Origin of the sequence: Geomicrobium sp. JCM 19038, from assembly GCF_000698125.1 — a bacterium.
GTDB lineage: Bacteria > Bacillota > Bacilli > Bacillales > Marinococcaceae > Geomicrobium_A.
Map to the genome: position 1 here is coordinate 1 of NZ_BAXA01000014.1, position 19066 is coordinate 19066.

At 42.3% G+C, this 19066-nt stretch carries 14 protein-coding genes, 2 tRNA genes, 6 pseudogenes and 2 other annotated features (1 of these 24 cut by a window edge); all 22 genes and pseudogenes read left to right on the forward strand.

Going from position 1 to position 19066, the window contains the following annotated elements; translation table 11 throughout:
* Positions 1–97: 97 nt before the first annotated feature.
* The 22 genes and pseudogenes from JCM19038_RS15665 to rplA all read left to right on the forward strand — a co-directional run bounded on the left by JCM19038_RS15665 (position 98) and on the right by rplA (position 18935).
* Positions 98–174 (forward strand) — tRNA-Ile (locus JCM19038_RS15665).
* A gap of 19 nt (positions 175–193) precedes the next feature.
* Positions 194–269, forward strand: a tRNA-Ala gene (locus tag JCM19038_RS15670).
* A 136-nt stretch (positions 270–405) separates the two neighbouring features.
* On the forward strand, positions 406–876 hold the full coding sequence (locus tag JCM19038_RS15675) for a CtsR family transcriptional regulator (protein WP_042419875.1): 471 nt from the start codon (positions 406–408) through the stop codon (positions 874–876).
* 17 nt (positions 877–893) lie between these two features.
* Complete coding sequence (locus JCM19038_RS15680) at positions 894–1436, forward strand: UvrB/UvrC motif-containing protein (protein WP_042419878.1); 543 nt, start codon at positions 894–896, stop codon at positions 1434–1436.
* The gene (locus tag JCM19038_RS15685) at positions 1436–2518 is read left to right on the forward strand and encodes a protein arginine kinase (RefSeq protein ID WP_042420088.1); all 1083 of its coding nucleotides are present in this window, start codon (positions 1436–1438) and stop codon (positions 2516–2518) included. The genes JCM19038_RS15680 and JCM19038_RS15685 overlap by 1 nt, the downstream gene beginning before the upstream one ends.
* Positions 2519–2520: 2 nt before the next feature.
* Positions 2521–4978, forward strand: a pseudogene (gene clpC / locus JCM19038_RS15690) (ATP-dependent protease ATP-binding subunit ClpC).
* Positions 4979–5063: 85 nt separating this feature from the next.
* Positions 5064–6455, forward strand: coding sequence for a DNA repair protein RadA (gene radA / locus JCM19038_RS15695; protein WP_042419881.1), 1392 nt, complete (start codon positions 5064–5066; stop codon positions 6453–6455).
* A 19-nt stretch (positions 6456–6474) separates the two neighbouring features.
* Positions 6475–7543: pseudogene (disA, locus tag JCM19038_RS15700) on the forward strand (DNA integrity scanning diadenylate cyclase DisA).
* Between the two features lie 134 nt (positions 7544–7677).
* Positions 7678–8780, forward strand: a pseudogene (locus tag JCM19038_RS15705) (PIN/TRAM domain-containing protein).
* A 129-nt stretch (positions 8781–8909) separates the two neighbouring features.
* Positions 8910–9614: a 2-C-methyl-D-erythritol 4-phosphate cytidylyltransferase gene (gene ispD / locus JCM19038_RS15710; RefSeq protein WP_042419884.1), complete on the forward strand. Its 705-nt coding sequence runs from the start codon at positions 8910–8912 to the stop codon at positions 9612–9614.
* The gene (ispF, locus tag JCM19038_RS15715; protein WP_042360766.1) at positions 9611–10084 is read left to right on the forward strand and encodes a 2-C-methyl-D-erythritol 2,4-cyclodiphosphate synthase; all 474 of its coding nucleotides are present in this window, start codon (positions 9611–9613) and stop codon (positions 10082–10084) included. The genes ispD and ispF overlap by 4 nt, the downstream gene beginning before the upstream one ends.
* 63 nt (positions 10085–10147) lie before the next feature.
* Positions 10148–11608 carry a glutamate--tRNA ligase gene (gene gltX, locus JCM19038_RS15720; protein WP_042419886.1) on the forward strand — a complete coding sequence of 487 codons (1461 nt, stop codon included), beginning with the start codon at positions 10148–10150 and terminating at the stop codon, positions 11606–11608.
* 6 nt (positions 11609–11614) lie between these two features.
* Positions 11615–11836: a binding site (T-box leader), on the forward strand.
* 171 nt (positions 11837–12007) lie between these two features.
* A pseudogene (cysE, locus tag JCM19038_RS15725) lies at positions 12008–12657 on the forward strand (serine O-acetyltransferase).
* A gap of 5 nt (positions 12658–12662) precedes the next feature.
* A pseudogene (cysS, locus tag JCM19038_RS15730) lies at positions 12663–14057 on the forward strand (cysteine--tRNA ligase).
* 3 nt (positions 14058–14060) lie between these two features.
* Positions 14061–14462 (forward strand): Mini-ribonuclease 3, encoded by a 402-nt coding sequence (locus JCM19038_RS15735; RefSeq protein WP_042360768.1) that lies wholly within the window; start codon positions 14061–14063, stop codon positions 14460–14462.
* On the forward strand, positions 14462–15205 hold the full coding sequence (rlmB, locus tag JCM19038_RS15740) for a 23S rRNA (guanosine(2251)-2'-O)-methyltransferase RlmB (protein WP_042419889.1): 744 nt from the start codon (positions 14462–14464) through the stop codon (positions 15203–15205). The genes JCM19038_RS15735 and rlmB overlap by 1 nt, the downstream gene beginning before the upstream one ends.
* A 13-nt stretch (positions 15206–15218) precedes the next feature.
* Positions 15219–15731, forward strand: coding sequence for an NYN domain-containing protein (locus JCM19038_RS15745; protein WP_042420091.1), 513 nt, complete (start codon positions 15219–15221; stop codon positions 15729–15731).
* A 71-nt stretch (positions 15732–15802) separates the two neighbouring features.
* Positions 15803–16470, forward strand: a pseudogene (gene sigH / locus JCM19038_RS15750) (RNA polymerase sporulation sigma factor SigH).
* A 260-nt stretch (positions 16471–16730) separates the two neighbouring features.
* Complete coding sequence (gene secE / locus JCM19038_RS15755) at positions 16731–16910, forward strand: preprotein translocase subunit SecE (RefSeq protein WP_042360770.1); 180 nt, start codon at positions 16731–16733, stop codon at positions 16908–16910.
* Positions 16911–16963: 53 nt separating this feature from the next.
* A complete protein-coding gene (gene nusG, locus JCM19038_RS15760) occupies positions 16964–17500 on the forward strand; it encodes a transcription termination/antitermination protein NusG (protein WP_042360771.1) in 537 nt (178 codons plus the stop codon).
* 140 nt (positions 17501–17640) lie between these two features.
* On the forward strand, positions 17641–18066 hold the full coding sequence (gene rplK / locus JCM19038_RS15765) for a 50S ribosomal protein L11 (RefSeq protein WP_042419892.1): 426 nt from the start codon (positions 17641–17643) through the stop codon (positions 18064–18066).
* Positions 18067–18236: 170 nt separating this feature from the next.
* On the forward strand, positions 18237–18935 hold the full coding sequence (rplA, locus tag JCM19038_RS15770) for a 50S ribosomal protein L1 (protein WP_042419895.1): 699 nt from the start codon (positions 18237–18239) through the stop codon (positions 18933–18935).
* A gap of 49 nt (positions 18936–18984) precedes the next feature.
* Positions 18985–19066 (forward strand) — a sequence feature (ribosomal protein L10 leader region); it runs 65 nt beyond the window's last position.

The following is a 19066-nucleotide window of genomic DNA, read 5'->3' on the forward strand; positions in this document are numbered from 1 at the left end:
TGGGAAAGATAAGATACGCCCTCTCGTTTTCGAGAGGGCAGGAAAACGCTTGATTTTCATTCAGTTTTCAGCGGACAACCGTTGTAATTTGCAAGATGGGCCTGTAGCTCAGCTGGTTAGAGCGCACGCCTGATAAGCGTGAGGTCGGTGGTTCGAGTCCACTCAGGCCCACCATCTTCAAATCATAGCACTTGGGGCCTTAGCTCAGCTGGGAGAGCGCCTGCTTTGCACGCAGGAGGTCAGCGGTTCGATCCCGCTAGGCTCCACCATACATAAACGATTCAAGACAAGCCTATGCTTGTCTTTTTTTGTTTGTAAAAGTAATACAAGCCTTCTTAACTTGCATGTTAGAGATAAATGTATTATATTATAGTCAAAGATAGTCAAGGTCAAGGGGTGTGGATGATGAGCAATAACATTTCAGATGTTATTGAACAATATCTTAAATCAATTCTTACAGAAGAGGAACGTAACCGAATAGAAATAAAGAGAAGTGAGCTTGCGAAACACTTTGAATGTGTCCCTTCACAAATAAATTATGTCATTCGTACGAGATTTACGATTGAAAAAGGTTATATTGTGGAAAGTAAAAGAGGTGGGGGCGGATACATTCGCATTCAAAAAGTGTCCCATTCAGATGATCTTGAATTAATCGATCATCTTCTTAAATTGATTGGCAAGCAAGTAGACCAAGTTGGAGCTATGAGTGTTATTAGCCGTCTACTAGATGAGAAAGTTATTACGAAACGTGAGTTTCTACTAATGAAAGCAACGATTGATCGTCAAGTACTTGCATTAAACCAGGCGGCACATCGAGATGTATTGCGTGCAAACATTTTAAAAGCGATGTTAAGTAGTTTGAAGTATAAGGTGTAGGTAGAGGGGGTGTGCAAATGCTTTGTCAACATTGCAATGAGCGAAAAGCAACGCTTCGTTTTACGAAGATCGTAAATGGCAAAAAAACAGAGAAGCATCTCTGCGAACATTGTGCTAAAGAGCAAGGTGAAGCATTACCTGGGAACAACAATTATTCCATTCATGATTTATTGTCTGGAATGTTGAATTTAGATTCTTCTAATCCTCCGTTAGGCCAAATCCATTTTAAAAAGCCAAAGGCAGAATTAAGTTGTCCGAAATGTAAGTTGAGCTATTCAGCATTTGTAAAAAATAGTCGATTTGGATGTTCACATTGTTATCAAGCTTTTGAAGAAAAGCTCGATCCCATACTAAAACGTGTCCATGGTGGCAATCATGTTCATAGAGGTAAAATTCCAAAGCGTATAGGGGGAAAGCTTGAGCACAAACGTAAGGTTACAAAGTTAAAGGAAAAGATGCAGTTCTATATCCAAAACGAAGAGTTTGAGGAAGCTGCGATCATCCGAGATGAAATTCGTGCTCTACAGCGTGAACAAAACGATGAAGGGGGCAATGAATGATGTCGCTTGAACAATTTATTTCTGAAGCGATTAGCCCTTGGATGAATCAGCCGGGTCCAAATGATGAAATCGTTTTAAGTAGTCGTGTACGTTTAGCAAGGAACCTTTCTAATTACTCGTTTCCATTTAAAGCATCTAATGAAGATGCAAAGTCGGTGTACAGCTATTTACACGAGAACCTATCTGAAACGACGCTTGATGGAATCGGAAACTTATCTTGGTTTGCAGTAAAGAACATGTCAGACATTGAGCGACAAGTTCTCGTTGAAAAACATTTAACGAGTCCTCAGCTTGCGGAAGGTTCCGAAGAAGCGGCGGTCGTACTCAGTGATGACGAATCCATAAGTATTATGGTGAACGAAGAAGATCATTTACGCATTCAATGTTTATATCCAGGGTTGCAACTTAGTGAAGCATTTGAAGCTGCAAATGCTTTGGATGATTGGGTTGAGGCAAACGTTGATTATGCATATGATGAAAAGCGCGGTTATTTAACGAGTTGCCCTACAAACGTAGGAACAGGGCTTCGCGCATCAGTGATGATGCACCTTCCGGGACTCGTAACTACAAAACAATTATCAAGAATTATTCCTGCAGTTAATCAAATTGGTCTTGTCGTTAGAGGAATATACGGTGAAGGTAGCGAAACTAAAGGGAATCTGTTTCAAATTTCCAATCAGATGACACTTGGAAAAACGGAAGCAGATATCATTGATGATTTGCGGAGTGTCGTTTTGCAGTTGATTGAGCGAGAACGAATTGCACGAGAAAAGCTGCTTGAGTCCAAGAGATTACAAATGATTGATCAAGTTTATCGATCTTTCGGTATCCTTGCGAACAGTCGTATCATAGAATCAGTAGAAGCGGCATCGCATTTATCGAATGTAAGACTTGGCATTGATCTTGACTTAATTGAAGGCATCGACGCGAAGATTCTCAATGAACTCATGATTCTTATTCAACCAGCGTTTCTTCAACAGTACGCGAAGAAAGCACTAACGACAGAACAACGTGATGAACGACGTGCGTCGTTGATTCGCGAAAGATTAAAGCTAGAAAACATATTAGACGGAGGTGAGTGACCATGATGTTTGGCCGATTTACAGAGCGCGCTCAAAAAGTGCTCGCACTTGCACAGGAAGAGGCCGTGCGACTTGGTCATACGAATATAGGAACGGAGCACATCCTTCTTGGACTTCTTCGTGAAGGAGACGGGATTGCTGCTAAAGCCTTGCAAGCACTCAATTTAGGTGCAGAGAAAGTACAAGTGGAGGTGGAGAACCTAATCGGTTCGGAAAGCTCACAATCCACGGTACAAGAAACGCCTCACTACACACCACGTGCTAAAAAAGTCATTGAACTATCTATGGATGAAGCCAGAAAACTTGGCCACTCTTACGTAGGTACAGAGCATATTTTACTTGGTCTCATTCGTGAAGGTGAAGGAGTAGCCGCTCGCGTGCTAAATAATCTTGGGGTGAGTCTGAATAAAGCACGCCAGCAAGTGTTACAACTTCTAGGTAGTAACGAGTCTTCAAGCAGCGGTACACAACAAGGCGGAGGTGTAGCTGGTGGAAACGTCAACACACCAACACTGGATAGTCTCGCAAGAGATTTAACAAACGTTGCTAAAGAGGAAAACTTGGATCCTGTCATTGGACGCGGAACAGAGATCCAACGTGTAATCCAAGTGTTATCAAGAAGAACGAAAAACAACCCAGTGTTAATTGGCGAGCCTGGGGTTGGCAAGACAGCAGTAGCAGAAGGCTTGCGCAAGCCATCGTAGCAAATGAAGTTCCTGAGACGCTTCGTGGCAAGCGTGTGATGACGCTTGATATGGGTACTGTTGTAGCCGGAACGAAATACCGGGGTGAATTTGAAGATCGTTTGAAGAAGGTTATGGAAGAGATCCGTCAAGCTGGAAACGTCATTCTCTTCATTGATGAGTTGCATACATTAATTGGTGCAGGTGGCGCAGAAGGTGCGATTGATGCCTCGAATATCTTGAAGCCATCCCTTGCCCGAGGTGAACTGCAATGCATTGGTGCGACGACATTAGATGAGTATCGTCGTTACATTGAGAAAGATGCAGCACTTGAACGCCGCTTCCAACCGATTCATGTAAATGAGCCGACACTTGATGAGTCTGAGCAGATTCTCTTTGGATTACGAGATCGCTATGAGGCACATCACCGTGTGACAATTACTGATGAAGCCATTTCAGAAGCGGTTAAAATGAGTGATCGTTACATCTCTGATCGCTTCTTACCAGATAAGGCGATTGATTTAATCGATGAAGCAGCTTCAAAGGTTCGACTACGTTCTTATACAGCACCACCAAACTTAAAAGATATGGAACAAAAGCTCGACGAAACACGTAAGGAAAAAGATGCAGCTGTTCAAAGTCAAGAATTCGAAAAAGCCGCTTCATTACGTGATAGTGAACAACGTTTGCGTGAAGAGCTTGATCAATTAAAAGATGAATGGAAAGAGCAACAAGGGCAAGAGAATACCGAGGTGACAATGAATGACATCGCTGAGGTGGTTGCGAGCTGGACGGGAATTCCTGTTGCTAAGCTGGCTGAAGAAGAGACTGAACGATTACTTCGAATGGAAGATATTCTTCACAATCGTGTCGTTGGTCAAGATGAAGCCGTTGTAGCTATTTCGAAAGCAGTTCGCCGTGCACGCGCAGGGCTTAAAGATCCAAAGCGACCAATTGGTTCATTTATTTTCCTAGGGCCTACAGGTGTTGGTAAAACTGAACTTGCACGAGCAGTAGCTGAGACGTTATTTGGAGACGAAGATGCAGTTCTTCGTGTAGATATGTCTGAGTATATGGAGAAGTACTCGACAAGTCGTCTCGTTGGTTCTCCTCCAGGTTACGTAGGGTATGATGAAGGCGGGCAATTAACAGAGAAGGTTCGTCAAAAGCCTTACTCAGTCATTTTGCTTGATGAGATTGAGAAAGCACACCCGGATGTGTTTAACATTTTGCTACAAGTACTTGAAGACGGTCACTTAACGGATTCTAAAGGGCGTAAAGTCGACTTTAGAAATACCGCGATCATTATGACCTCAAACGTTGGTGCTAGTGCATTAAAAGAAAACAAATATGTTGGGTTTACGACACAATCGGAAGATGCGAAATACGGGGATATGAAAGGCAAGGTTATGGGAGAGCTGAAGAAAACGTTCCGCCCAGAGTTCTTGAACCGTATTGATGAGACAATTGTTTTCCATAGTCTTGAGAAGAAACACATTAAAGAAATTGTTGGTCTCATGCAGACGAATTACAAAAGCGTCTTGCCGAACAAGAAATTAACTTCTCATTAACTGAAGTAGCGAAAGAAAAGATTGCAGATGAAGGATTTGATCCAGAATACGGGGCTAGACCACTTCGTCGTGCATTGCAAAAACAAGTGGAAGACCGACTCTCCGAAGAACTTCTGAGAGGACGCATTAAAAAAGGTGAAACAGCGGTCATCGACTATAAAGATGGTGAGTTTGTCGTCGAGCTTAAAGAAACGGCAACCACGTAATTGCGAGAAGAGCCGGGACACTTCCCGGCTCTTTCTGTACATGTAACGTTATTTAATAAAACACGACAAATAAAGGGAGGGAATTATGGCAAAAACAAAAACAAAGTTCGTCTGCCAAGAGTGTGGCTACGAGTCCATGAAATGGATGGGCAGATGCCCGGGCTGTCAGAACTGGAATACGTTAGTTGAAGAATTAGAGACTCCTAAAAAATCAAGATCAACCGCTAAGATGGCGGGATTATCTGGCACAAAGTCGAAGCCAGAAGTCATTACAAAAGTAACGCGAGAAGATGAACCGAGAATGTCAACGAACTTGTCAGAATTAGACCGTGTACTCGGAGGTGGCATTGTTCCAGGTTCACTTGTACTCGTCGGTGGTGACCCAGGAATTGGGAAGTCAACACTGCTATTGCAACTTTCGGCAATCCTTGCTGAGAACAAGCGAAAGATTCTTTACATATCGGGTGAAGAGTCCGTTAAACAAACCAAGATGCGCGCTGAGCGTCTTCATGCCCAATCAGATCAGTTGTACGTCTATACTGAAACCGATACTCAGGCGATCGAGTTAGCTGTAGATCAAGTGAGTCCTGAAGTCGTTGTGATTGACTCAATACAAACGATGCAAACACCTGACATTACGTCAGCTCCTGGAAGTGTAGCTCAAGTACGAGAATCAACGGGGATGTTTATGAAGATGGCAAAATCAAAAGGGATTGCTGTTTTTGTCGTTGGTCATGTGACGAAGCAAGGAGCGATTGCAGGCCCTAAAATGCTTGAACATATGGTTGATGCAGTTCTTTATTTTGAAGGCGAGCGTCATCATACGTATCGGATTTTAAGAGCGGTAAAGAACCGCTTCGGATCGACGAATGAAATTGGGATTTTTGAAATGAAAGAGCAAGGACTCCGCCAAGTGTTAAATCCATCTGAGATATTCTTAGAGGAGAGGACCAACGGTGTAGCAGGAGCAATTGTTGTTGCTTCCTTAGAAGGGACAAGACCAGTACTTGTAGAACTACAAGCATTAGTTGCCCCTTCAAGCTATGCTAACCCGAAAAGAACGGCAACAGGCGTCGACCATAACCGGGTATCGCTCTTGATGGCTGTGCTAGAAAAACGAGTGGGGATGTTATTACAAAATCAAGATGCGTATATCAACGTTGCGGGTGGCGTGAAGCTTGATGAGCCTGCCGTTGACCTGGGGATTGCGATTAGTATTGCTTCGAGCTTTCGAAATGAAATTACAAAGCCTACAGATGTCGCCATCGGTGAGGTAGGTTTGACCGGAGAGATTAGAAGGGTATCAAGAATTCAAGAGCGTGTGAAAGAGTGTGCAAAGCTTGGATTCAAACGTTGTATTGTACCAGCTAAAAACCTCGGTGATTGGACCGTTCCGAAAGGGGTTGAAGTGATCGGAGTACATTCTTTAGATGAAGCACTTGCCGTTATGTTAGGCGAGCGAGCAAAAAGAAGATAGCAAGTAAAGGAGAATCGTAATGTCAGAGATTAGTCGCAATCATTTTATTGAAAATGTATTCCCTTTTTTAGCCCCAGGAACAGCATTAAGAGATGGAATTGATAATGTTTTGCGTGCAGGGACTGGAGGCTCATTGTCGTTGGATATACCGACAGTGTAAAAAAGGTTGTTGATGGAGGCTTTCATATCCAAGCACCTTATACTGCAGCCCAATTGTACGAACTTGCAAAAATGGATGGTGCTATTATCTTAAGTAAAGATATCCAGAAAATCCTCTATGCAAACGTACAGTTAATCCCTGACAATAAAGTGTTCTCTGATGAAACCGGCATGCGTCACCGCACAGCAGAACGAGTGGCAAGGCAAACTGGGGAGTTAGTCATCGCCGTATCTGAACGAAGAAATGTCATTACGCTATATCAAGGTGAATTTAAATATACGTTAAAAGAAATGGGTGTTATCTTAACGAAAGCAAACCAAGCGATCCAGACACTCGAAAAATATAAAGCAGTTCTAGACCAAAGTATGACAAACCTTGGTGCATTAGAGTTTGAAGGACTTGTATCTTTCCAAGATGTAGCACCTGTTATTCACCGTATCGAAATGGTTTTACGTGTGAAACGTGAACTCATTACTTACGTACATGAACTAGGGAATGAAGGTCGTCTCATTACAATGCAATTAAATGAGTTGCTCACAAACGTTGAAAAAGAAGCTCTTCTACTCTTTAAAGACTATGTAAATGAGGATGAGATCACAGCTGAAGAGGCATTCCATGCGTTGCAACAGAGTAGTGCTAAACATTCCTTTACAGATGAATACATTCGTAAGTTACTCGGATTGAAGCTACGGAGGGAACAAGACCCAGTTTTACATTCAAGGGGATTCCGTCTTTTACATCGTATACCGAGATTGCCATCGGCTGTAATTGACAACATTGTCCAATATTTCGAGACGATTAGCGCGATGACTGAGGCGACTTTGGAAGACTTGGAAAATGTAGAAGGAATTGGCGAAACCCGTGCAAGACTAGTCGTTGAAGGTTAGAGAGGGTTCAAGAACAGTTGTTTATTGATCGTCATATTTAATGTGATTGATACGCCGTTGTAAGGGTTACAATGTATAGTAATCTTCACCTTTAAGAAATGATTCTATGAATTTCTTAGATCGAAGATTAGAAGAGTTAAACGTTGTCCATAATGAGTGGTAGGAGGTGGAAGTTATGTTAAAACGAATCGTCCAAGAGTTCTTTGTTATTCTTGGCGGTGCGCTCGGCTTTATTTTTTATCCCGAACTTATTTCAATTTTATCCCTAGAGCTACCCGGCTGGATAGCGAGTGATTATGTGGCGGGTTAGTTGGGGCCGGGATATTCTTCTTGTTAAGCTTATGGTTAGCAGGACCAATTGCTAGAGCGATGAGTATTGTGGAAGAAGCGATTGTGAAAGCTCCAATTACCGATGTATTGTTCGGTACGATTGGTTTAGTGTTAGGTTTGACGGTGGCTTACCTCATTGGTATTCCGATTGGTGAATTTTCAGTTCCGATCTTAAGTCAGGTTCTCCCAATCTTTATTACTATTTTGTTTGGGTATTTTGGTTACAGAATCGGCTCACAAAAACGGGATGAGCTCGTCTCTTTAGTATCAAGCTTTGGGAAGATGAGTAATAAAGAGAAGAAACGAGATGAACAGTCTTCAACGGATACAGCAGTACCGATTAAGATTTTTGATACGAGTGTTATTATCGATGGTCGAATCGCGGATGTTTGTCGGACGAGGTTTCTTGAAGGAACCGTTGTGATTCCAAAATTCGTTCTTGATGAATTACAGCATATTGCAGATTCCTCGGATGCATTAAAGCGTAATCGTGGTCGACGAGGGTTAGATATTCTAAATCAAATTCAAAAGGAACTCCCAGTTCAAGTGAAAATTGAAGACATTGACTTTGATGATGTTCAAGGTGTCGATAGTAAGCTTGTGAAGTTGGCACAAAAGACAAATGGGATTGTCGTAACGAATGATTTTAATTTGAATAAAGTGTGTGATTTACAAGGTGTTTCTGTTCTGAATATTAACGATCTGGCTAATGCTGTGAAACCGGTAGTATTACCAGGGGAAGAAATGCACGTTCAGGTCATTAAAGATGGCAAGGAAGAAAAACAAGGCATCGGCTATCTCGATGACGGTACGATGATCGTGATTGAAGAAGGTCGTTCATATATTGGCGAGCATCTTGAAGTCATCGTGACGAGTGTTTTACAAACGAGTGCAGGTCGCATGATCTTTGCAAAACCAAAGATCGTTGAGAAAGAAAAAGCATTATAAGTTTATTAACTAGAGAACCGTACATGATGGCATTTGAGACAGTTGCCTTATGCGGTTCTCTAGTTGTATGATTAAGAATGGTCGTCTTTGTACGACCTTTTTACTTTGAATAAAGGGGGCAGAGCGATTATGACGTATACCGTGATCATTCCCGCAGCAGGTCAGGGAAAACGTATGAAAGCGGGAAAGAATAAGCAATTTCTACAACTAAATGATCGCCCTGTAATTATTCATACATTACAAGTGTTTGAAAGAGACCCAATGTGTAAGCAAGTGATTGTTGTTGCTAATCATCAAGAGATTAAACAAATGGAAGCTTTATTCCAACAATATGCGTTAAAGAAAGTCGATAAAGTCATTGAAGGCGGAGCGGAACGACAAGAAAGTGTGTTTGAAGGGATTAAAGCGGTAGACGATCGTGAAGGAATGGTTATCATTCATGACGGAGCGAGACCTTTTATCGAAGTTGAACAAATACATGAGCTGCTAACTTACGTAACCGCCGAGCAAGGAGCCGTATTAGGTACTCCAGTGACGGACACGATTAAGCGTATTGATGAGCATATGAACATTGTAGAAACTGTACCGAGAAAACCGCTTGTTGCTGTGCAAACTCCACAAGCATTTACATATCCAATGATTCATGAAGCCTACCAAAATGCTTTTACGAATCAATTTGTCGGAACAGACGACACAAGCCTTGTTGAGTACATGGGGAAAGAAGTGACCGTCGTTTTTGGTAATGAAGACAACATTAAATTAACAACGCCTTTTGATTTAGCAGTAGCGAATGTTATTTTACGTCAGCGACAAGGAAGGGGAGATTCAGAATGAGAATAGGACAAGGATTTGACGTTCATGCATTGGAAAGAGATACAGACCTCATCATAGGTGGGGTGAAGATTGACTATGAGTTTGGCCTAAAAGGACATTCAGATGCAGATGTATTGCTCCATGCAATTTCAGATGCACTACTTGGAGCGGTCGCAGAAGGAGATATTGGTAAGCATTTTCCTGATACAGACCCGGCTTATAAAGGGGCTGACTCAGCTAAATTACTACAAGAAGTGTACAAGCTGGTTACCGACAAAGGTTTAAAGCTTGGGAACCTAGATTGTACGATTATTGCTGAGAAGCCGAAGATGGCACCACATATTCAAGACATGCGCACACGAATTAGTGAGCTATTAGAGGTTACAATTGGTCAAGTGAATGTAAAAGCCACGACGTCTGAGAAGCTTGGATTTACAGGTAGAAAAGAAGGAATCGCTTCGCTTGCGACGGTATTACTTATTGAAGATTAATGCATGAATATAGGCATTTGCATGCTATACTAACGATAAGAACTAAATAGGACGGTGTTTTTAATGACAGCAGATGTACGTGTACGTTTTGCACCAAGTCCAACTGGACATTTGCACATTGGTGGCGCAAGACAAGCTCTGTTTAATTATCTATTTGCAAAAAAACATAATGGTGACTTTATTATCCGTATCGAAGATACAGATCAAGCTCGAAACATCGAGGTGGCCACGGACAAGCTTCTTCGCAGTATGAAGTGGCTAGGCGTGAATTGGGAAGAAGGTCCAGATGAAGGCGGTCCTTACGGTCCTTACCGAAGCATGGAGAGAATGGATACGTACACGAAGTATCTACATCAACTTCTTGAGGAAGACAAAGCATACTACTGTTATATGACGACCGAAGAACTTGAGAAAGAGCGTGAAGAGCAAATTGCGCGCGGTGAAATGCCGAAGTATAGCGGTCGTGATCGTAACTTAACGAAAGAGCAGCGTGCGGAATACGAGGCGAAGGGTATTGAGCCTGTTGTACGTTTTAAAGTCCCTGAAGGTGAAACGATTGTCATTGATGACGCAATCCGTGGACAAGTAACTTTTGAAGCGAATGGAATTGGTGACTTTGTTATTGCAAGAACAGACGGTGTTCCAACGTACAACTTTGCGGTTGCGATTGATGATCATTTAATGAAGATCTCTCATGTCATTCGTGGAGAAGAGCACTTGTCCAATACGCCGAGACAAGTCATGGTCTTTAACGCACTAGGAATGAATCAACCGACCTTCGCACATGCACCACTTATTTTAAATCCAGATCGTCAGAAAATGAGCAAGCGTGACGAGTCAATTATGCAGTTTGTTGAACAATATCAAGATTACGGGTACTTACCAGAAGCGCTTGTGAACTTCTTAGCGTTACTTGGTTGGTCTCCAGTAGGTGAAGAAGAGATCTTCACTCTCGACGAATTAAAAGAGCAGTTTAGCTTAGACCGTGTATCAAAAGCACCTGCTGTCTTCGATGAAGCGAAGCTTGCATGGGTAGGGAATCAATACATGAAAGCAGCAAGCTTAGAGCGTGTTACGGAGCTTTGTATTCCGTACTTGCAAAAAGCAGGCAAAATTTCAGAGACGTTGTCTGATGACGATCACAAGTGGGTCACTGAGCTAGTAAGCATGTATCAAGAGCAAATGCATTACGCTGCAGAAATTGTAGAGTTAACGGAACTCTTTTTCAAAGAAGACGTAGACTATGATGGAGAAGCGAAAGAAGTCATTGCTTCTGAGCATGTACCAGCAGTTATGAGTGCTTTTGCAACACAAATCGAGTCGCTGGACGTATTTGAAGCAGATGCAATTAAAAAATCGATTAAAGCCGTTCAAAAGGAAACAGGCTACAAAGGCAAGCAATTGTTTATGCCAATCCGTGTCGCTGTTAGTGGTCAAACACATGGACCAGAATTGCCAAAAGCAATTGAACTAATTGGAAAAGAAACGGTCTTAAAGAGAGTTCAAAAAGCAGCACAACAATAACATATGTAAAACATGTAGATGAGGAAAGTAAGCAAGAGCGGCGATTTCCAGAGACAGCCGGTTGGTGGGAAAGGCTGAATGGTCACCTTGCTGAAATGCACCTCGGAGTCTTTTGCTGAAAGGAACATCAAAGTAGGCAAAAGCGGTGAAGAGCCGTTATTAACGAATGAGTGGGGTATAGAAAGACGTGCCTCAACAGAGTGGAACCACGTGGAATGCGTCTCTGTGCCTTAGCACAGGGGCGTTTTATTTTGGAATCATTTCTTTCGTCAGATAAAGCAATGTTTGTTACAGTAGAGCTTAGTACGTAACCGATTAGGGTAAGCTAAGAAAAAAATGACCGTGTTTCTAATGGAATAGGAATAAACATAAACGATTGGAAAGAATGAGGGGGAGGCCATGTGGCGGACATTCAAAAACGACATTGATGTTGTGTTTACGAGAGATCCTGCAGCAAGAAGTCGATTCGAAGTCATTCTAACGTATTCTGGGGTTCATGCGATTTGGCTTCATCGGATTGCGCATTGGTTTTGGGGAAAGAAACTCTTTTTGTTTGCAAGAGTCTTATCTCAAATTAGTCGCTTTTTTACAGGAATTGAAATACATCCAGGTGCACAAATTGGTCAGCGTGTGTTTATTGATCACGGCATGGGTGTGGTGATTGGGGAAACATGTGAAATTGGAAATGATGTAACGATTTACCAAGGAGTAACTCTTGGTGGAACAGGGAAAGAAAAAGGAAAACGACATCCTACAGTGGAAGATCATGTTTTGTTTGCATCTGGCGCAAAAGTGTTAGGATCGATGACAATTGGTCGCAATTCTAACATTGGAGCTGGGGCAGTCGTTTTAAATGAAGTACCTCAAAACAGTACGGTAGTCGGGATTCCAGGACGTGTTGTTGTCCAAGACGGAGTGCGTGTGAGCGATAGCTTGGATCACCATCAATTACCCGATCCTGAGAACGAGCGTTTCGATTACTCGAAAAAGAGGTTGAACGCTTGCGCCGAGAGTTAAAAGAGTTGAAGCAAGAGCATAAAGGAGAGTGAAGCCGATGGCTATTCATATGTACAATACGTTAACTCGTAGTAAAGAAGAGTTTCGTCCTTTAGAAGAAGGGCGAGTGAAAATGTATGTATGCGGACCTACGGTATACAATTACATTCACATTGGAAACGCACGTCCTGTCGTCGTATTTGATATGGTGCGCAGGTATTTACAATATAAAGGGTACGAAGTGGAATACGTATCAAACTTTACAGATGTTGATGATAAAATTATTAAAGCTGCTAAAGAAAATGGAGAAGATGCTTTTAAGCTAGCGGAACGTTTTATTGAGAAATTTCATGAGGATACGAAAGCGCTCGGTGTGAAAGAAGCCGATGACACCCGCGTGTAACTAAGACGATGCCTGAGATTATTGAGTTTATTCAAGCGTTAGTTGATAAAGGCTATGCCTATGAAGCGGATGGAGACGTTTACTTCCATACAAAAGCGTTCCCTTCATATGGGCAGTTGTCAGGTCAATCGATCGATGACCTTCGTTCAGGCGCACGTATTGATGTAGGTGAACAAAAGCGTGATCCGTTAGACTTTGCATTGTGGAAGAAGGCAAAGGATGGTGAAGTGAATTGGGAAGCGCCGTGGAGCTCAGGGAGGCCGGTTGGCATATTGAGTGTTCAGCAATGGTTAAGAAATACCTCGGTGACACGATTGACATCCATGCGGGTGGTCAAGACCTTGCGTTTCCACACCATGAAAATGAAGTGGCTCAATCAGAAGCCTTAATGAAAAGAAGATGGCGAACTATTGGTTACACAACGGTTACATTCAAATTGATAACGAAAAAATGTCGAAGTCACTAGGCAATTTTGTGTTAGTAAATGATCTGATTAAAGCGTATGACCCTAGTGTCATTCGATTCTTCATTTTACAAGCGCATTATCGCCATCCGTTAAACTTTAACAATGAGTTACTTGAATCAGCGAAGTCGGGTCTAGTAAGAATTCACACGTTTGCTGAAAACGTTCAACATCGAATCCAAGAAACGGCTGACTTAGGTGAAGCAGATGTGATGGAAAATCGCATTGAGCAATTTAAAAAGCGTTTTATTGATGATATGGATGATGATTTCCATACTGCGAATGCGATTACGAATGTTTTTGAGTTTGTTCGAGAAGGAAATCGCTACCTACAGGAACCAAACACTTCTAAACGTGTATTAGAACTAATGATGACAACACTAAAAGAGTGGGGCACAGTACTTGGCGTATCGTTTGTACCAGAAGCGGAACTTCTTGATGATGAGATTGAGACGTTAATTGAACAAAGGATTCAAGCAAGAAGTGAGCGTAATTTCCAAGAGTCAGACCGAATTCGTGATGATTTAAAAGAGCGTGGCATTCTGTTGGAAGATACAGCTCAAGGGACGAGATGGAAGAGGGTTTAAACGATGCAATCTTCACAGTATAAACAGTTAAACGGATTAACATTAGCGTACATCGGCGATGCAGTTTATGAGCTGCATGTACGCTCTTTCCTCGTACAACGGGGAATGGCAAAACCAAATGAACTGCACAAAGCGGCAACGTCATATGTGAGTGCAAAAGCACAGGCGAGTGCGCTTCATTACTGGTTAGAAAATGAGCAATTAACCGAAGAAGAAGAAGCCATTGTCCGTAGAGGGCGTAATGCGAAATCGGGAAGTTTGCCGAAGAACACAGACGTTCAAACGTACCGATATAGTACAGGCTTTGAAGCGTTGATTGGTTATGTGCACCTTGCGTGTGACAAGACCCGTTTGGAACAATTGATGAACGAGGCGATTGCTAGGACTGATGAGGAGGAATCATGATGAAAGAACAACAAGATGAATGGTTGGCTGGACGAAACGCGGTTACTGAAGCGTTGCGATCTTCACAATCAGTGCAAAAGGTTTGGGTAGCTGAAGGAGTCAAAAAGGCGTCCATTCATGAGATTACTCAAAAGGCCAAAGAGCAAAACATCGTCGTGAATTTTGTTCCTAAACAAAAAATCGATACACTTGTCGGTCATAAAAACCATCAAGGCATTATCGCTTCCATTGCAGCGCACAACTATTCCGATATGGAAACGTTATTCCAACGTGCAGAAGCGAAAGGCACCGCGCCTTTTTTTATTTTGCTTGATGGCATTGAAGATCCACAAAACTTAGGGTCTATTCTTCGATCGGCAGATGCAGCAGGTGCAGATGGAGTGATTATTCCAAAGCGTGGAGCGAGCGGGCTTACTTCTACTGTGGCGAAAGCTTCAGCGGGAGCAATTGCTCACGTACCCGTCGTCAAAGTAACGAATATGGCTAGAACGATTGCTGAGCTTAAAGAACGTGGATTATGGATGATTGGTAGTGATGCAAAAGGCGATGGAGATTTTAAGCAATTGGATGCTTCCATGCCACTCGGTCTTATTATTGGTAGTGAAGGCAAGGGAATGAGCCGTCTCGTGAAAGAATCGTGTGATTTTTTGTATAGCATCCCTCTAATGGGACAAGTTACCTCGCTCAATGCAGCGGTTGCCGGAAGTCTTTTTATGTACGAAGTTCAAAGAAAGCGCTCGTAGGGGTGCGGTGATGATGAAAGAGTATGTGATTGTTGACGGCTATAATATTATTGGAGATTGGCCGGAACTCGTTAAACTCAAAAAACAATCGTTGATTGATGCAAGAGACGCGCTCATTGAAAAGATGGCTGAATATCAGGCGATTACTGGGCGCAATGTCATCATTGTGTTTGACGCACACCTTGTAAAAGGAATCGGTGCGAAAGATCACCTCTACCGAGTTGAAGTCATCTATACGAGGCAAAAAGAAACGGCTGATGAGCGGATTGAACGACTAGCAAAACAATTGAAGAACGTGAACACGCAAATCTATGTTGCAACGTCAGATCACGTAGAACAGCGGGTCATCTTTGCTAACGGTGCGTTACGTACCTCAGCAAGAGAGTTGCGACTTCAAGTTGAAGATGTCGAACGTACGATTGGACAAGCCGTAAAAGATGTCGAGTCAACCTCAAAAAAAGGGAACATTGCGCTTAGTGATGAAGTTGCTGAATTCTTTGACAAATGGCGTCGAAAAGGTCATTGATTTATTGATTCTCGTCCTGGACTGCTATATACTTAGTTCACACACACCGAAGTCGAGGGCGAGGGATTGTCATGAGCGCATACGTCTTAGAAAACAATCAGGCGGTTGTTAGATCAGAGAACAAGGATGTAATCAGCGAAGATGAAAGACTCGTAGAAGCTGTTCGTTACGGGAACTCCACTGCTTTGGAACAATTAATCAACAAGTACAAGAATTTCGTACGTGCGAAAGCAAGGTCATATTTCTTAATCGGTGCAGATCATGAAGACATTGTTCAAGAAGGAATGATCGGCCTCTACAAAGCCATTCGAGATTTTAATGGGGACAAGCTTTCATCGTTCCGGGCATTTGCAGAACTTTGTATTACACGTCAGATTATAACGGCTATAAAGACAGCCACTCGTCAGAAACACATCCCGTTGAATTCATATGTTTCATTGGACAAGCCGATGTATGATGAAGAGTCAGATCGTACATTAATGGATGTGGTTTGCAGTTCGTTAATTAGTAACCCCGAAGAAATGCTCATTAATCAAGAAGAACTAACAGACATTGAATTGAAGATAGCGAAGTGCTAAGTGAACTTGAGCAACAAGTATTAAGGTTATATTTGGAAGGACAATCGTACCAAGAGATTTCGATTGACTTGAATCGTCACGTGAAATCAATTGATAACGCATTACAACGAGTGAAGCGTAAGCTCGAACGTTACGTTGAGAAAAGATATGTACACACTTAATATTTTTACAATTTAAAATAGCAGAATCTTCTATTGGTTTTGAGATTTAACTGTGGTGCAAGGTCGTGTGGCCTTGTGCTTCATTGACAGTTGGTTCGTTCTATGATATTCTGCGACTGTATAGTAGATTGAGATTTTTGGCTATAATGATAGATGAAAGCAATCCACTCAAAACGCCGTCGATACGGTTGTTTTTTTATGTTCAGAAATATTGATACGCTTGAAACTACGTTTTCATATTTTCGGGGGGTGTCCTGCAAGTGACCAATCCAGTGCAATTTCTAAAAGAAGTCGGCAAACAAATGAAACAAGTAACTTGGCCGACGCCGAGTGAGCTTTTTAAATATACGAAGATTGTCCTCGTAACGGTAATTTTCATGTCAATCTTCTTTGCCATTGTTGATTTTGCTTTCTCGGAACTTGTTAGGCTGTTCCTATAAGCGTATTTTTGTTGTATAGAGAGGAGGGCGGCAGCCTGAAAGGCTGACTACCTATGGAGAAGAATTGGTATGTTGTTCATACGTACTCTGGGTATGAAAACAGAGTTAAAGCAAACCTAGAGAAACGTGTCGAGTCAATGGAAATGCTCGATAAGATTTTCCGTGTGCTCGTTCCTGTTGAAGAAGAAACAGAAACGAAGAACGGAAAGACAAAAACGGTAAATCGTAAGACGTTCCCTGGGTACGTGCTTGTAGAAATGGTCATGACCGATGACTCATGGTATGTCGTTCGAAACACACCAGGAGTAACAGGCTTTGTTGGCTCTTCAGGTGCTGGCTCGAAACCGACAGCGCTTTTGCCAGATGAAGTTGACTCGATTCTACGTCAAATGGGTGTTGAAGCACCGAAAGCTGAAGTAGATCTTGAAATTAAAGAGTCGGTGAAAGTTAAAGAAGGACCATTTACAGACTTTACAGGTACAGTGGAAGAGATTAGTCTCGAGAAGCAAAAAGTCAAAGTCCATGTCAATATGTTTGGACGAGAGACTCCTGTTGAACTTGAGTTCCATCAAGTTGAAAAACTTTCATAACTGGATTTTCCACTTGAAAAAGGCAAGCATAAGTGATAAGATTTTTATGTTTGCTTCAACTGTCTTGCTGACAGTTGGTCAATAAGTGGGAGGGTGTAACAACCCGAAACACCACATTACGAACGAAGGAGGTGTGTCGCGTGGCTAGAAAAGTTGAAACCGTAGTTAAGCTACAGATTCCTGCAGGTAAAGCTAACCCGGCACCACCGGTCGGTCCTGCCCTTGGTCAGGCTGGTGTAAATATCATGGGCTTCTGTAAAGAGTTCAACGCACGTACACAGGAGCAAACAGGAACTATCATTCCTGTAGAGATTACTGTTTATGAAGACCGTTCATTTACGTTTGTGACAAAGACTCCACCAGCAGCAATTCTTCTTAAAGAAGCAGCTGGCGTTAAGTCTGGTTCTGGAGAACCGCACAAAGTGAAGGTTGCATCAGTAACTGCTGAACAAGTACGTGGAATCGCTGAAACGAAGATGGAAGACTTAAACGCTGCTGATATTGATGCTGCTGTTAAGATGATCGAAGGTACAGCACGCAGCATGGGTATCACTGTTGAAGGATAATTAATCCTTATAAAATGATCAAGACAGGTTGCGATGAGCCTACTAACGGGTCATTTGCAACCTTGATTGTTGTTACGAAGCAGTCGTCTTTCTAAAAGGAATGAATCTTCTCTAGCGATTAAGCGTGGGAGGTCAAACCGTTAAAACCACAAAAAGAGGAGTTGTTAGAAATGGCTAAAAAACACGGTAAGAAATATGCAGACGCTAAGAAACAAGTCGATGTAAATAAAGAATACAATGCAAGCGAAGCCATTGAGCTTGTGAAAAAGATTGCTCCGGCAAACTTTGATGAAACAGTTGAGGTTGCAGTACGTCTTGGAGTAGACCCTCGTAAAGCGGACCAACAAATCCGTGGCGCAGTAGTTCTTCCAAACGGAACTGGTAAAACTCAACGTGTGCTCGTTTTCGCTAAAGGTGAAAAGGCTAAAGAAGCTGAAGAAGCTGGCGCAGACGTTGTAGGTGAAGAGGAGCTCGTTAACAAAATCCAACAAGGTTGGATGGACTTTGACGTTGTTGTTGCGACACCAGACATGATGGCGCAAGTTGGTAAGCTTGGTCGTGTTCTTGGACCGAAAGGCCTTATGCCAAACCCTAAGACGGGTACTGTAACAATGGATGTTACACAAGCTGTCAATGAAATCAAAGCGGGTAAAGTTGAATACCGCGTTGAAAAAGCTGGAAATGTACATGTTCCAATTGGAAAAGTATCATTTACAGAAGAGCAACTGCTCGAAAACTTCAAGACAATTGTTGATATCCTTGCAAAAGCTAAGCCTTCTGCAGCAAAAGGTACGTACATGAAAAACATCGCGGTTTCTTCTTCTATGGGACCTGGTGTTAAAGTAAGTACTGCTGGAATCTCTGGCTAATTTTGCCGTATTGACTTTTGGGTAACCGTTTTATATAATTAAAAACGGTTAATAGCTAAATATACTGCCGCAGACAGTAGGTGCACGATTGTGCGTAAATCCTGCCGAGGTATCGATCCTATAAAATGACA

What these genes read in the sequence shown, in the direction of transcription:
- ispF (WP_042360766.1), top strand. Translation starts at nt 9,611, where the DNA reads ATGAGAATAGGACAAGGATTTGACGTTCATGCATTGGAAAGAGATACA.
- JCM19038_RS15735 (WP_042360768.1), top strand. Translation starts at nt 14,061, where the DNA reads ATGCAATCTTCACAGTATAAACAGTTAAACGGATTAACATTAGCGTAC.
- rlmB (WP_042419889.1), top strand. Translation starts at nt 14,462, where the DNA reads ATGAAAGAACAACAAGATGAATGGTTGGCTGGACGAAACGCGGTTACT.
- rplA (WP_042419895.1), top strand. Translation starts at nt 18,237, where the DNA reads ATGGCTAAAAAACACGGTAAGAAATATGCAGACGCTAAGAAACAAGTC.
- JCM19038_RS15685 (WP_042420088.1), top strand. Translation starts at nt 1,436, where the DNA reads ATGTCGCTTGAACAATTTATTTCTGAAGCGATTAGCCCTTGGATGAAT.
- JCM19038_RS15745 (WP_042420091.1), top strand. Translation starts at nt 15,219, where the DNA reads ATGAAAGAGTATGTGATTGTTGACGGCTATAATATTATTGGAGATTGG.
- radA (WP_042419881.1), top strand. Translation starts at nt 5,064, where the DNA reads ATGGCAAAAACAAAAACAAAGTTCGTCTGCCAAGAGTGTGGCTACGAG.
- JCM19038_RS15680 (WP_042419878.1), top strand. Translation starts at nt 894, where the DNA reads ATGCTTTGTCAACATTGCAATGAGCGAAAAGCAACGCTTCGTTTTACG.
- gltX (WP_042419886.1), top strand. Translation starts at nt 10,148, where the DNA reads ATGACAGCAGATGTACGTGTACGTTTTGCACCAAGTCCAACTGGACAT.
- ispD (WP_042419884.1), top strand. Translation starts at nt 8,910, where the DNA reads ATGACGTATACCGTGATCATTCCCGCAGCAGGTCAGGGAAAACGTATG.
- JCM19038_RS15675 (WP_042419875.1), top strand. Translation starts at nt 406, where the DNA reads ATGAGCAATAACATTTCAGATGTTATTGAACAATATCTTAAATCAATT.
- nusG (WP_042360771.1), top strand. Translation starts at nt 16,964, where the DNA reads ATGGAGAAGAATTGGTATGTTGTTCATACGTACTCTGGGTATGAAAAC.